Below are 12713 nucleotides of genomic sequence, written 5' to 3'. Positions count from 1 at the left end.
CTGCCTTCTCCACGACTTTCGACCGCTTCGCTCTCGTAGCGCGCTGGCGCTCTTTCCAGACCAGCAGTCGGTAGACAGTGCGAGCGAACCAGCTCACGACAACCTCGAAACGATGAACGATGAGTGCTGAACGATGAACGGAGGACCGCCTCCTGCGCCTTCCGGATCGAGCGCTGGTACTGGCCCGACGCGATGGTGACGATGATCCCGATGATGGCGACCACCACGAGCAGCTCGATGAGGGTGAAGCCGCCCGACCGCCGCCTCGCGATCCCGCCCTCGACCCGTTCTGCCGGCACGGTGAGCCTCCCTACCAGTCCGAGTACTTCGTCCCGTCGAGCGCGACCGCCTCGCTCTTCGAGCGCACGTCGAAGATGTTCATCCCATCGCTGAAGTGGGCGTCCGGCCGGTCGTGGCTCGACCGGGTCGCCCACTCCCGCTTCCCGGTGATCGGGTCCCGCGGGAGGCGCCTCAGGTACTTGAATCGCGTCCTCGCGGCGTCCCCGATGTCGTACCCCTCGTACAACCACTCGATCTTCTCGGGGTAACCGTCCTGGTTCACCGCGTTCATCTTGCTCTGCCGCATGCTGGGGACCCGCTGGACGTCCGCCTGGAACCGGTCGATCGCCTCGCGGATCTGCCGGAGCGCCTGGCGCAGCTCCATCTCCTTCTGGCGCTTGACCCACGTGTTCGCCACCGGCAGGGCGACCCCGGCGAGGATCAGGACGATGGCGGTGACGCAGATCAGCTCGATCAGGGTCACCCCCGCCTCCGCGTGCCGCGCCATTCCCTCCGGTCGCCCGAGCATCGCCTCGTTCTCCTCAGGGTCCGACCTGGACCCCGGCGGACAGGAACGTCGCCGGGAGGTTCTTGGCCTGGGAGTCCTTCACGCTCGCGCCGGTGAAGGCGAAGCCGCAATCCCCGGCGTTGACCGCCTGGAACTGGAAGGTCGCCAGGATCCCGGATCCGCTCACGCCCTCCCCGCCTCCCATGCGGGACAGCCCCACCACGACCTCCCCGCCGCCGGCCACGTCCGTGGCCAGGAACACCGCGTTCGTCCCGTCGCTCTCGAGGAACGGCCCCTTCGTCGCCGGCGGCACGAACTCCAGCGCCTGGCGGTTGTAACGCAGGTGGAACGGAACCGAGCCGACCCCGGTCGCGTTCTCGATCCTGACCTCGACGGTCAGGATGTCTCCGACCCTGAACGTCATCGCCGACGGCACCAGTCGCACGACGGCGGGCGGCGGCGGCGTGGCGGGTTGCTGCTTCTCCGGGGTCGTCGTCGGCGGCGTGGGCTCTGGTGGTGGGCTGTTGGGAGCCGGCGCCGCCTCCCCTCCGCCCCCCTGGTCCGTGGGAGCGGGCGCGGGCTCCGTCGTCGGAGCCGTCGTGACCGGGGTCTTCTCCGCGGTGCCGCCGGGAGCGGCGACGAAGGACTCTCCGCCGACGGTACCGCCCGACGGCGCGCCCGCCGGTGCCTCGCTGCCCGGGGAGGGCGCCGCCCCCGGCTCCGTGGTCACGCCCCCGCCCTCGGGCGCCCCCTCCTCCGTCGGCGAGAACGGCGACTGGTTGAACGGGTTCCGCGCCGGGAGGCGGAGCCTCATGTTGTCCTCGGTGCCCACCCAGAGCGGCGTGAGGTCCGCCTCGGTGATGTCCGGGATCCGGATGATGTAGGGGGTCATCGTCATCACGATGTCGGTCTCGGACCTCGAGGTGTCGTTGTTGCTGAACACCTTCCCGAGGCCCGGGATCTCGGAGAGCCCCGGGATGCCCGTTCGCGTCTCGGAGTCGTCGCGCTTGATCAGGCCCGCCAGGAGGTTCGTCTCGCCGTCCCTCAGCCGAATGACCGTCTTGATGTTCCGGGTCCCGATGATCGGCTGGGAAATCCCTCCCGAGACCGCGATGCTCCCCGCGAGGCTCGAGATCTCGACCTCCATCTTGAGGGTGACTTCCTTGTTGTGGTGAACCCGCGGCTCGAGCTGGACCGTGATACCCACGTTCTGATAGGTGAACGACGTGATCGGGACGACTCCGCCGGTGATACCGCCGGTGTTGACGGACGTGTTGAACGAGGTCGTCGGGATCGGGATCCTCTGGCCGATGAGGATCTCGGCCTTCTCCCCCTCCGTCACCCTGAGCTGCGGCTTGGCCAGGGTCCTGCTGTCCGAATCGCTCTTGAGGAAGTTCAGCAGCACGCCCGGAATCGTCCCGACGAGCCAGTTCCCCTGCTGCTTCAGGATGCTGAGGTTGTTCAGCGGCAGCGACTGCTTGCCGTCGCGGAACGCGAGCGACAGCGACTTCGAACTGAGGTCGATTCCGAGGGTGCGGGCCATGGTCCGGTTGATCTCGAGGAGCTCGACGTCGATGACGACCTCCCCCTTCGCCTTGTCGTTGGCGTCGATGATCTTCTCGGCGATGGCGACCTTGTCCGGCGTGTCCTTGATGCTGATGGCGTTCAGCGGATCGTTCTCGGCGATCTGCCGGGTGTTCAGCAGCGTCCTGAGCAGCGTCTGGACCTGCTTCACCTCGCCGTTCGACAGGTAGAAGGTCCGGATGACCTGGTCCTCGAGCTCCCCGCGCTTCTGCCGGTTGTCCGGCGCGATCAGGAGTGTCGACTCGTCGATGACCTTGTAGAAGTTCTTGGTCTGGAGCATCAGGATGTCGAGCGCCTTGTCCAGCGTGACGTTCCCGATGTCGACGGTCATCGGCTTCGTGAGGTCGGTCTTGTCGTCGAAGATGAAATTGATGCCCGACGCCTTGCCGATGGCCTCGAAGATCTTCCCCACCGGCTGCTCGCGGAACTGGAGCAGGATCGGGATGTTCGATCGCGGCGAGAGCTTCGGGGGAGACAGCGACTCGCGCTTCGCCTTCGCCTTGAGCCGCTCGATCTCCGACGGCCCCTGGTTGCGCCGCTGGAGCTGGACCAACGCGCGGCCCAGCTCGGTGTCGGCATGCTGGTTGCCGGGGTTCAGGAGCAGCGTCTGCTGGAACTCGGCGACCGCCAGGTCCCACTGGCCGGCCGACGCGTAGCGCTTCCCCTTCTCGAAATGATCGGCCGACGCCTTGAGCTTCGCGCGCTCGAGGGCGACGCTGTACCGCGTGTTGCCCGGATCGAGGGCCAGCGCCTTGCTGTACCCCAGCACGGCCTGGTCCCAGTTCTCCCGCTGGGACTCCGACTCTGCCCGCCGATATGCGTTCTGCGCCGCGCATCCGAAGAGGAAGGCGCCGGCGACGACGATTGCAACCGCTCGGTACGTTCTCATCGACACGTCTCCCTCTGGCCGTTCATTTGCCGTGCGTCATCGCGATCTCTTGCGTCTGTCCCTTGAACTCCGGCTGCACGAAGCCCATCACCACCGTCTCCCACTTCACGTCCACCACGCGGAACAGCCCCTTGACGACCTCTCCCTTGCGGGCCACCAGGAGGTCCTTCCCGTCCTCGAACACCGCGATCCGGTTGTCCTTCGGCCCGAGGTAGCCGAGGTAGCGCAGGTCGATCGACGGCGGCGTCGGCGGTGGCGGCGGCTGCGGGTGGAGCACGGCCTCCTTCGCTTTCGCCTGCGCTTCCTGCAGGCGGAGCGCCGCCTCCTCGGCCGCGCGCTTGTTCGCCTCCTCCATCTCCTTCTGCCGCCTCGCGGCTTCCTCGCGGAGGCGCCGGATCTCCGCCGCCGACGGCGGACGCTGGCTGTACTTGAACAGGTCGCGCCCCTGATCGTCGTACTTCTCGGTCTTCGCCGTCAGCAGGTCCATCCGGACGACCGGGGGGCGCTGGGCGCTGATGTTTCCCTTCTTCGCCCCCGCGTCCCTCGCCGTCCCCGCTCGACCAGCCTGGTCGGGGCCCGAGGTCAACCACATGTACCCGATCCCCGCCGCGGCGAGCACGCCCAGCAGAACCCCCTCGCGGGCGGAGAGCTTCCTCGCCATCACGCCTTCTTGGCCGCGTGCCGCCGGTAACCGAGCGACGCCCGGGCCTCGGGATCGTCGAAGTAGGTCGCCAGCGCGATGTTCAGCTGGAGGATGGCGCCCCCCTCGTGGCCCTGGGCCAGCGCCACCTGCTCGATCACCAGGAACTTGTTCGAGCTCTCCACGGCCTGGAGGAACTTGCGGAGGTTGGCGTACCCGCCCTCGAGAGGGACGACCATGGTCATCGCGTCCAGCCCCTCGTCCGGGAGCTTCTTGTTGTCGTACCGCACCTGCTTGTAGTTGATTCCGAACTCGCGGGCGATCCGCGCGACCTCGAGCTGCACCTCGATCATCCGCCGGTCGCGCGTCGAGAGCACCTCGGTGCGGAGACGCTCCATCTCGCGCTTCGCGAGGTCGAGCCCCGCGAGGAACGCCTCGCGCCCCTTGACCTCCTCCTCCCGCCGCTTGAGCCGCTCGCGCGTGGGCTCGCTCTCCGCCCGGAGCTCGCTCAAGCTCCGCGCCTTCGGGCGGACCAGCAAGGCGTAGCCCAGGACGTTGGCGATCAGCAGCACGAGGTACACCGTCAGGATCTGGCGGCCCATCTGGCGGACGTCGAAACGGAGCTTGCGGGGGGACATCAGTGCCGCCTCCCCCCGGCCCGCGGGCGGCCCGGCCGCCCGGGTCCCTTCGCGGCCGGCTTCAAGCCCTCCGGCTCCGGCTTCGCCGCCGCGGCGGCGGAGGCGCTCTGGGCCGGGACCGCGACGGCCGCCGGCGGCGGGGACGGAACGCCCGCCGGCGGGGGCGCCTCGTCCGCGGACCCCTGCTCTTCGGCGGCCGCCGCCAGGACGTGGGGAAGGTCCGGGACCTCCTTCCGGCCTCCCCGACCCTCGGGGAAGTACAGGAACCTCACCTCGAAGGCGACCTCGCCCCCTTCGACGATGTCGCTCTTCTCGGGTTCCACCTCGTCGAAGTGCGCGTCCATCAGCAGCGCTCGCTCGAATTCCAGGAAGGCCTCGAGGCTCTGGGCGGTTCCCTGGATCGCCACGGGCACCGCCCCTTCGGGGAGCGCCGTGTCCGGCCCGCGGACGGCGGATGCGCCGAACGTCGGCCGGATCGCCGTCGTCTTGACCTCGTAGGGGACCACCTTCTCCAGCAGGTTGAACAGGCGGGTCCAGGAGAGCGCCCTCATCAGGATCACGTCGTTCGCCGTGGTGGACTGCAGCGACAGGTCCTTGAGGTCGTGGCGGCCGATCCCGGCGTCCGCCCGCTTCTCGCGGAGATCGAGCTGGCTCGCCCGGCGATCGTTCTCGGCCACCTGCCCCCGGAGCTTTCCGAGCGACCGGCCCGCCTCGAGGAACGCGCTCACGTTCCAGGCGCTGAAGGCCAGGAGCGACGCGCAGGCCGCGACGTGAGCCGCCCAGAGCAGCGTGTTGTTGCGGAAGGGATGCGAAGAGAGGTTGAGGTCGAGCGGCTGCATCACTCTCCCCTACCCAACGCCGCGCCCGCCGCCGGGGCGATCCTCTGGCCCGCCTCCGGGTCGAGGCGGCCTCCGTTCGCGAGCATCAGGCTCCCGGAGAGGTCCACCGGCACGACGGTCCCGAGCCCCAGCGCCTCGAGGGAGCCGGATCGGGCCCCTGGAGGCGCGGTGACGTCGCGCACGAACGTCGTCGTGATGGCCTGCCCGCCCAGCTTCTCCTGGTAGTACGACACCGACGTGGCCAGCTCGCGGTTCAGCACGGGCTCCGCGGTCTCCGCCGACCCGTTCCCCTCGGCGAGGGACTTCGAGCGGTAGAACAGGAGCCGCGTTCCCCGGACGATGAGCAGCGAGAAGTAGCCGCGCGCGCAGTTCAGGAGCGCCACGTCCCGCTCACTCGCCGAGGCCTTCCCGATCTCGCGCCGGCAGAGGTTGAAGAGGCTCAGCGTGCTGAGGTCGACGCGGCCGGGCCTCGCTCCGACCGCCTCGAGCACCTGCTCGTACTGCTCGACCACCGACCGGAGCATCAGCGCGACCAGAACGTGGGTCTCCCTGTCCTGGCTGGGAAGCACCTGGTAGGAGATCGTCGCCTCCTCCAGCCGGAACGGCACCGTCTTCCGCAGCTTGAACCGGACCATCTCGTCCAGGTGACGCCGGTTCGGAGGGCGATCGGGGAAGCTGATCAGCGAAACCCTGGCGAGGTTGTCGGGAAGCACCAGGGACACCCGGCCGGGGCGGGTCCCGCTGGTTTCGAACAGCTCCCGCATCACGCGCGCCGTGTCCTTCAGGGTGCCGAGGCCCGGGCGAAGCATCGAGATCCCCGCGCCGTGGTCCGGCGTCGGACGGCTCGCGTGGGCCTCGAGCTTCGGCGCTCCACGGCGCCGCCGCCTCAGACGGACGAGGAGCATCTCGTCGCGGTCCACGTCCACCGCCACCGGCGGGCTCGACGCGCGCAGGGCCGCGAACCGCTCGAGGTCGAGCCCGCGGATCGGTTTCAGCAGGGCAGCCAGGGAGATCATGGATTCGAAGGTTCCTCCGGGAACGCGATCACTCGACGAACGTCACCTTGTTGATCTCCTGAAGCGACGTCTTCCCCACGAACACCTTCGCCAGCGCCGCCTCGCGGAGGAACGTCATCCCCTCCTCCTTGGCGGCCCGCTTGATGTCGGAGCCCGGCTTGCGCTGCAGGATCATCTCCCGGATCCGGTCCGACATGTCCAGGAGCTCCGCGATCGCCGTCCGCCCCCGGTACCCCGTCCCGTTGCAGTCGATGCACCCCTTCCCCTCGTAGAACGTGTAGTCGCTGTACCGCGCCGGGTCGAGACCCGAGGCGAGCAGCATCTCGCGGCTCGCGCGGACCGGCCGCCGGCAGGTCGCGCAGATCAGGCGGACGAGGCGCTGGGCGAGGATGCAGTTCAAGGCCGAGACGAAGTTGTACGGCTCGACGTTCATGTTCAGGAACCGGCCGACGACGTCCACCACGTTGTTGGCGTGGACCGTGGTGAACACCAGATGGCCGGTGAGCGCGGACTGGATCGCGATCTGCGCGGTCTCCTCGTCGCGGATCTCGCCGACCATGATCTTGTCCGGGTCGTGGCGGAGGATCGAGCGGAGGCCCCGGGCGAAGGTCAGCCCCTTCTTCTCGTTCACCGGGATCTGGGTGATCCCGGGGAGCTGGTACTCCACCGGGTCCTCGATGGTGACGATCTTGTCCTCCTCGGTCCGGATCTCCGAGACCGCCGCGTAGAGGGTCGTCGTCTTCCCCGATCCGGTGGGGCCGGTGACCAGCACCATCCCGTACGGCTCCCGGATGAAGCGGCGGATTCGCAGGAGATCCCGCTCCTCGAAGCCGCAGATGTCGAGGCTCAGCTGCGCGAACGCCTCGCTGGTGTACTCCTTGTCCAGGATCCGGATGACGCAGTCCTCGCCGTGGACGCTCGGCATGATGGACACGCGGAAATCCACGTTCCTCCCCTTGACCCGGAGCTTGAACCTCCCGTCCTGCGGAACGCGCTTCTCGGAGATGTCCAGCTCGGACATCACCTTGATGCGGGAGATGATCGTCGAGTGGAACTTCTTGTCGATCGGCTCCATCGCCTGGTAGAGGACGCCGTCGATCCGGTACTTGATCACGACCTCCCGCTCGCGGGTCTCGATGTGGATGTCGGAGGCCCGGCGCTGGAGCGCGTTGAAGATCGTCGAGTCCACGAGCTTGATGATCGGGGACGAGTCCGAGGTCAGCTTGTCGATGGAGAGGGTCTCTTCCCCGGTCTCCTCGTCCTCGGTCACGATCTGGATCTTGAACTCCTCGGTGGCCTCGTCCAGGACGCGCTGGGAGGACTCGCTCTTCTTCAGGATCTCCTGGATCGCGGTGGGCGTGCCGACGCAGACCTCGATCGCGGCCCCCAGCAGGAGCTCGAGCTCGTCGATCATCAGCACGTCGGTGGGATCCGCCACGACCAGCACGAGCCCCTTCTCGGTGCGGTGCCGCGGGACGAAGTTGAAGCGGAACATCAGGTCGACGGGGAGCGAGCGGAACAGATCCGGGTCGATCTCGAAGTGCTCGAGGTCGACGTATTCGATGCCCAGACGCTCCGCGAGCCGCTGGGCCTGGATCTCCTCCGAGAGGATCTCCCCCCCCGCCTCGCGCTCCGCGGCGAGCGCCGCCTTCTCGTCCCGGGTCTTCGTCTCTTCGGCCATCGGGGTCTCCGGTCAGAACTTGGCCTGACCATACGTGCGGATCAGCGGGAGGTAGATGGCCAGCAGCATCGTGCCGACCACCACGGCCATGAACACCAGCATGAGCGGCTCGATCAGCGATACCACGCGCGTCAGCCGGAAGTCGATCTCCTCGTCCATGAACTCCGACGTGCTCTCCAGCATCTCCTCGAGGGAGCCCGTGGACTCTCCCACCTTGATCATCTCGATGGCGATGTCGCTGATCAGGCCGGTCCGCTCCAGCGACTCCCAGAGCGACTGCCCCTCGCGCACGCGGACCGCGACCCGGGTCAGCTCGCGTTCGAACAGCGCGTTCCCGACGGCGCGGGCCGCCAGATCCAGCGAGGTGACCAGCGGGATCCCTCCCGCCACGAGGGTCCCGAGGGTCCGGGTGAATCGGTTCTGGGCGTAATCGTGGATCACCCCGCCGACGATCGGCAGCCTGAGCTTGAAGCCGTCGAGCACGACCTTGCCCTTGCCGCTCCTCTGCCAGGCGGCGGTCGCGGCGAGGACCGCGGCGAGCCCTCCCAACAGGAGGATCCAGTGGTCCCGCGCGAAGTTCGCCGTGCCCATCATGAAGCGGGTGACGAGCGGCAGCTCGGTGCCGAACTCGGTCATGAACGAGGTGAACTTCGGGATGATGTAGAACGTCATCAGGGTGACGAGGCCGACCGACAGGGCGAGGAGGATCGCCGGGTACGTCATCGCCGAGACGACCTTCCTCCGGACCGCGAGGAGCGTGCGCGTATAGGCGATGTACCGCTTGAGCACCGTCGGAAGCTCTCCCGACCGCTCGCCCGACGCCAGGCTCGAGCAGTAGAGGCGCGGGAAGAGATCCCCCTGCGCCGCGAACGCCTCCGAGAGCATCTCCCCCGACTTGACCCGCTCCCTGATGTCGGCCAGCGCCCGGCGGAACGCCGGGTTCGTCCTCCGCTCGAGGAGGATGTCGAGGCTGGTCAGGATCGGGAGTCCGGCCCGGATCAGCGCCGACAGCTCCTGGTTGAAGAACAGGAACTCGCGCGTCGAGACCCTGGCGCGGATCCTCAGGACCTCCGCTGCCGCCTGGAGCGCGCGGCTCCTGCGCTTGAGATCGAGGACGAGGAAGTCCTTGTCCTCGAGCTCGCGCCGGAGCGCGGCCTCGTCGATCCCGGTGAGGACCCGCTCGACGATCTCGCCGGTGGGCGCGGCCATGCGGCAGTAGAACTGGGGCATCGGCGGTTACCTCGGCCTCGCCTGGAGGCTGAGGAACAGCGCCTTCTTGGAGTCCGGGCTCTTCGCCGCCCCGATCACCTGCAGCTTTCCCTTGGGGATGACGACGAAGGTGGACACGATGTCCTCGAGCCGCTCGACGCCGTCGGCGCCACGGCTGACGCGTTTCAGCGACACCTTGCGGAGCGTGATCACTCCCTGGGGCTCGGTCACCGACTCCACCTCGAAGGTCACCCGGTATTCGTCGGAGAGGTTCACGGTCACCGCCGCCCCCTCCGCCCCGACCACCGAGCGGCTGCCGAGCGGCTCGTACGCGTTCCACTTGGTGACATCGCCGAGGGTCTCCGTCACGCCGCGGACCTCGCGCGACACCCCTTCGGCATGCGCCTGGCGCCCCGCCTCCTCGTCGCGCCGGTCGGTGCCGAGGAAGAGACTCAGCGTGACCTCGACGCTCCGCGGGGGAAGATCGAAGCTCTGGAGGAGGGACGCCACCCGGTCGAGAACCGCCGCGCGGTCCTGAACGACGATGGTCCTGAGCTTGGGCTGGAGCGTCACGGAGCCGTCGGCGGACAGGACCGATCCGACGAGATCGGCCGCGTCCTTGAGGGGGCGGAACCGCACCTCGTAGGCCCGGGCGAGGATCGGCTCCACTCGCGTCGCGCCGGCCTCGACCGCCCTCGCGGGCGCCGGGGCGGCGGCCACGGCGGCGACGGAGGCGGCCGCGAGGACGACGGCGACCCGCGCGAAGCGTGCGGACGCGCCGGTCACAGGTCGATCCTCGGATCGAAGATCATGACGAGCTGGGTCTCCCCCACCGTGAGGTTGACCACCTGGGCCTGGCCGGGAGGCGAAACCACCTCCGCCCCTGCCCGCGGGACCGCAGCGGGGGCGAGGACCGCAGCCACCCCCTTCGGACCGGGCCGGGCGAAGTCCCCGGCGAGCGGAAGTAGCAGGGCGGCAGCGAGCGCCGCCGCCGCCGCCCATGCCGCTGTGGCGCGGAGGCGTCGCGGGCGAAGGTGAGTCGAAGCGGTCTCCCCGCGTCGAACCGCCTCGGCCACGCCGGACGAGACCCGCTCCAGAACGCCACGGGGCACCTCCCGGGCGGCGAGGAGCGCGAAGACGCGCGACGGATCGTCGGCGATCGCCTGCCGCCGGCACGCCGCGCAGACGTGAAGGTGCCGGAGCACCTCCCGCCGGTCGGCCTCCGGCAGGTAATCGAGGCGCGGGAGATCGGGGTGGCCGCTCAACGGTCCCTCCCCGGCGGCGTCCGCCGGAACTCAGTGGGAACGAGCCCCGGGTACTCCCGCTCCAAGCCGGCGCGGAGCACCCGGCGAGCTTGGAGGAGATGGTTCCTCACCGTCGATTCGCGGACGCCCAAGGTTCGAGCGACCTCCTCGGTCGAAAGCCCCTCGATCTCGCGGAGCACGAAAGCCGCCCTCTGCTTCGGGGCGAGCCGGGAGGCGAGGTGCAGGAACGCCCGTTGCAGCTCCTTGAGATCGAGCGACCGCTCCGCGGACCGGGGCTCGTCCGCCTCGAGGTCCAGAGGCTCGTCGGGCAGGGGCTGGAGCGTGCCCCGGGGTCCCTTTTCGCGAAGCAGGTCGATGGCAGCGTTCACGGTGATCCTGTACAGCCACGTGTCGAACCGACGTCCGGGGTCGAAGCGCCGGAGCACCTTCCAGAGCCGGACGAACACCCACTGCGCAACGTCGCGGGCGTCTTCGAAGTCGCCCGTGATCTGATAGGCCGTCCGGACGACGCGCTCTCGTTTGAGGAGCACGAGCTCCTCAAACGCTCCCGCGTCGCCGTGCGCGGCTTCGCCGATCAGCTCCGTCTCGTCCCGCATCCGCTCGGCTTCCGGGACACGTCGGACCGGGGCAGGAGCCGTATCGAGGTACGGACTACGCCGCCCCGGCGTCTAGCCGGGTCCCAAAAAAATGAGGACCGTCCTCGGGGACGGTCCCAGGAACCGCATTCTAGGGAGCCGGTCCTTGAGGGTCAAGGAACGGCGGCGCGGCGGCGACGCTCGGGTCGGGCCGAAGACGCGCACGGCCCTTCAGTGGGCCCGAGGCGCGCGGGCATGGGCCGCGCCCTTCCCGCCGCCGCCGGAAGCGGTCTCGCCGGCCTGCGCTCCGGGCTCCCTCAGCGCCACCGCGAACACCTCCTGAATGTCCCGGACGAAGACGAACCGCAGGTCTTTCCGCAGGCCCGGCGGGATGTCTTCGAGGTTCTTCCGGTTCACTTCGGGTAGGACGATGGTCCGGATACCGGAGCGTCGCGCCGCCAGGACCTTCTCCTTGATCCCGCCGACCGGAAGGACGTTCCCCCTGAGCGTGATCTCACCGGTCATCGCCACGTCGCGTGCCACCGGCCGGTCGGTGAACGCCGAGAGCATCGCGGTGGCCATAGTGATCCCCGCCGACGGCCCGTCCTTGGGGATCGCCCCCTCGGGGACGTGCACGTGCACGTCCCTCTCCTCGAAGAAGTCCGCGGGGATGCCGAGGCTTGTCCCCCGGGTGCGGGCGTACGAGAGCGCGGCCTGGGCCGACTCCTTCATCACCTCCCCGAGGTGCCCGGTCAGGATCAGGCTGCCGCGCCCCTTCATGGTGGTGGCCTCCACGAACAGTACGTCGCCGCCGGCTTCGGTCCACGCGAGTCCGGTCGCCACTCCGACCTGGTCCTCCGCGAGCGCGTCCTCCCTGGTCGCCGGCGCCGCGCCGAGGTAGGACTCGAGGCTCGACGCGATGATCCTCACCTTCCCCTTGCGCCCCTCGGCCACGTGCCTCGCGACCTTGCGGCAGACGGACGCGATGGAGCGCTCGAGGTTCCGGAGCCCCGCCTCGCGGGTGTAGTCGGAGATCAGGGCCTTGATCGCGTTCTCCGAGAACTCGATCTGCGCGGGCTTCAGGCCGTTTTCCAAGACCTGGCGCGGTACGAGGTGTCGCCGCGCGATCATGAGCTTCTCCTCCTCGGTGTAGCCCGACAGGCGGATGACCTCCATCCGGTCGCGGAAGGCGGGCTGGACCGGATCGAGGAGGTTCGCGGTGGTGATGAACAGCACGTTGGACAGGTCGTAGGGGAGCCCGAGATAGTGGTCGCGGAACGAGAAGTTCTGCTCGGGATCCAGGACCTCGAGCAGTGCCGCGGAGGGGTCTCCGCGGAAATCGGCGCCAATCTTGTCCACCTCGTCCAGCATGAACACCGGATTGCCCGACCCCGCCTGGTGGATCCCCTGGATGACCCGTCCGGGCATGGCGCCGACGTAGGTCCGCCGGTGCCCTCGTATCTCCGCCTCGTCCTTGACACCCCCCAGCGACAGCCGGACGAAGTTCCGACCCAGCGCCCGGGCGATCGAGCGGCCGAGCGACGTCTTTCCGACGCCGGGCGGGCCGACGAAGCAGAGGATCGGCCCCTT

Annotated in this window: 13 protein-coding genes; all 13 read right to left on the bottom strand. The window is 68.9% G+C overall.

Annotation, left to right across the window (positions count from 1 at the left end; translation table 11 throughout):
- Nucleotides 1-272: prepilin-type N-terminal cleavage/methylation domain-containing protein (locus LAO51_17950; protein ID MBZ5640624.1), on the bottom strand; the 272-nt coding region annotated here is incomplete at its 3' end.
- A gap of 38 nt (nucleotides 273-310) precedes the next feature.
- Complete coding sequence (locus LAO51_17945) at nucleotides 311-808, bottom strand: type II secretion system GspH family protein (protein ID MBZ5640623.1); 498 nt, start codon at nucleotides 806-808, stop codon at nucleotides 311-313.
- Between the two features lie 13 nt (nucleotides 809-821).
- Nucleotides 822-3260 carry a hypothetical protein gene (locus tag LAO51_17940; protein ID MBZ5640622.1) on the bottom strand — a complete coding sequence of 813 codons (2439 nt, stop codon included), beginning with the start codon at nucleotides 3258-3260 and terminating at the stop codon, nucleotides 822-824.
- 22 nt (nucleotides 3261-3282) lie between these two features.
- On the bottom strand, nucleotides 3283-3921 hold the full coding sequence (locus LAO51_17935) for a hypothetical protein (protein ID MBZ5640621.1): 639 nt from the start codon (nucleotides 3919-3921) through the stop codon (nucleotides 3283-3285).
- Nucleotides 3921-4538, bottom strand: coding sequence for a hypothetical protein (locus LAO51_17930; GenBank protein MBZ5640620.1), 618 nt, complete (start codon nucleotides 4536-4538; stop codon nucleotides 3921-3923). The genes LAO51_17935 and LAO51_17930 overlap by 1 nt, the downstream gene beginning before the upstream one ends.
- The gene (locus LAO51_17925; protein MBZ5640619.1) at nucleotides 4538-5377 is read right to left on the bottom strand and encodes a hypothetical protein; all 840 of its coding nucleotides are present in this window, start codon (nucleotides 5375-5377) and stop codon (nucleotides 4538-4540) included. Before LAO51_17925 ends, LAO51_17930 begins: the two co-directional genes overlap by 1 nt.
- The gene (locus LAO51_17920) at nucleotides 5377-6393 is read right to left on the bottom strand and encodes a hypothetical protein (GenBank protein ID MBZ5640618.1); all 1017 of its coding nucleotides are present in this window, start codon (nucleotides 6391-6393) and stop codon (nucleotides 5377-5379) included. Before LAO51_17920 ends, LAO51_17925 begins: the two co-directional genes overlap by 1 nt.
- A gap of 28 nt (nucleotides 6394-6421) precedes the next feature.
- Nucleotides 6422-8074: a GspE/PulE family protein gene (locus tag LAO51_17915; protein MBZ5640617.1), complete on the bottom strand. Its 1653-nt coding sequence runs from the start codon at nucleotides 8072-8074 to the stop codon at nucleotides 6422-6424.
- A gap of 12 nt (nucleotides 8075-8086) precedes the next feature.
- Nucleotides 8087-9304: a type II secretion system F family protein gene (locus LAO51_17910; GenBank protein MBZ5640616.1), complete on the bottom strand. Its 1218-nt coding sequence runs from the start codon at nucleotides 9302-9304 to the stop codon at nucleotides 8087-8089.
- A 6-nt stretch (nucleotides 9305-9310) separates the two neighbouring features.
- Nucleotides 9311-10069, bottom strand: coding sequence for a hypothetical protein (locus tag LAO51_17905; protein MBZ5640615.1), 759 nt, complete (start codon nucleotides 10067-10069; stop codon nucleotides 9311-9313).
- On the bottom strand, nucleotides 10066-10548 hold the full coding sequence (locus LAO51_17900) for a hypothetical protein (GenBank protein MBZ5640614.1): 483 nt from the start codon (nucleotides 10546-10548) through the stop codon (nucleotides 10066-10068). The genes LAO51_17905 and LAO51_17900 overlap by 4 nt, the downstream gene beginning before the upstream one ends.
- Nucleotides 10545-11144, bottom strand: coding sequence for an RNA polymerase sigma factor (locus LAO51_17895; GenBank protein MBZ5640613.1), 600 nt, complete (start codon nucleotides 11142-11144; stop codon nucleotides 10545-10547). The genes LAO51_17900 and LAO51_17895 overlap by 4 nt, the downstream gene beginning before the upstream one ends.
- A 210-nt stretch (nucleotides 11145-11354) precedes the next feature.
- Nucleotides 11355-12713, bottom strand: a 1359-nt coding sequence (gene lon, locus LAO51_17890; protein ID MBZ5640612.1) for an endopeptidase La, incomplete at its 5' end; no start/stop codon positions are given.

The sequence above is a fragment of the Terriglobia bacterium genome, from assembly GCA_020073205.1.
Lineage (GTDB): Bacteria > Acidobacteriota > Polarisedimenticolia > Polarisedimenticolales > JAIQFR01 > JAIQFR01.
The sequence above is the reverse complement of the archived record's forward strand: the minus strand, read 5'-3'. Positions and strand labels throughout refer to the sequence as shown.

What these genes read in the sequence shown, in the direction of transcription:
- LAO51_17945 (MBZ5640623.1), bottom strand. Translation starts at nt 808, where the DNA reads ATGCTCGGGCGACCGGAGGGAATGGCGCGGCACGCGGAGGCGGGGGTG.
- LAO51_17940 (MBZ5640622.1), bottom strand. Translation starts at nt 3,260, where the DNA reads ATGAGAACGTACCGAGCGGTTGCAATCGTCGTCGCCGGCGCCTTCCTC.
- LAO51_17935 (MBZ5640621.1), bottom strand. Translation starts at nt 3,921, where the DNA reads ATGGCGAGGAAGCTCTCCGCCCGCGAGGGGGTTCTGCTGGGCGTGCTC.
- LAO51_17930 (MBZ5640620.1), bottom strand. Translation starts at nt 4,538, where the DNA reads ATGTCCCCCCGCAAGCTCCGTTTCGACGTCCGCCAGATGGGCCGCCAG.
- LAO51_17925 (MBZ5640619.1), bottom strand. Translation starts at nt 5,377, where the DNA reads ATGCAGCCGCTCGACCTCAACCTCTCTTCGCATCCCTTCCGCAACAAC.
- LAO51_17920 (MBZ5640618.1), bottom strand. Translation starts at nt 6,393, where the DNA reads ATGATCTCCCTGGCTGCCCTGCTGAAACCGATCCGCGGGCTCGACCTC.
- LAO51_17915 (MBZ5640617.1), bottom strand. Translation starts at nt 8,074, where the DNA reads ATGGCCGAAGAGACGAAGACCCGGGACGAGAAGGCGGCGCTCGCCGCG.
- LAO51_17910 (MBZ5640616.1), bottom strand. Translation starts at nt 9,304, where the DNA reads ATGCCCCAGTTCTACTGCCGCATGGCCGCGCCCACCGGCGAGATCGTC.
- LAO51_17895 (MBZ5640613.1), bottom strand. Translation starts at nt 11,144, where the DNA reads ATGCGGGACGAGACGGAGCTGATCGGCGAAGCCGCGCACGGCGACGCG.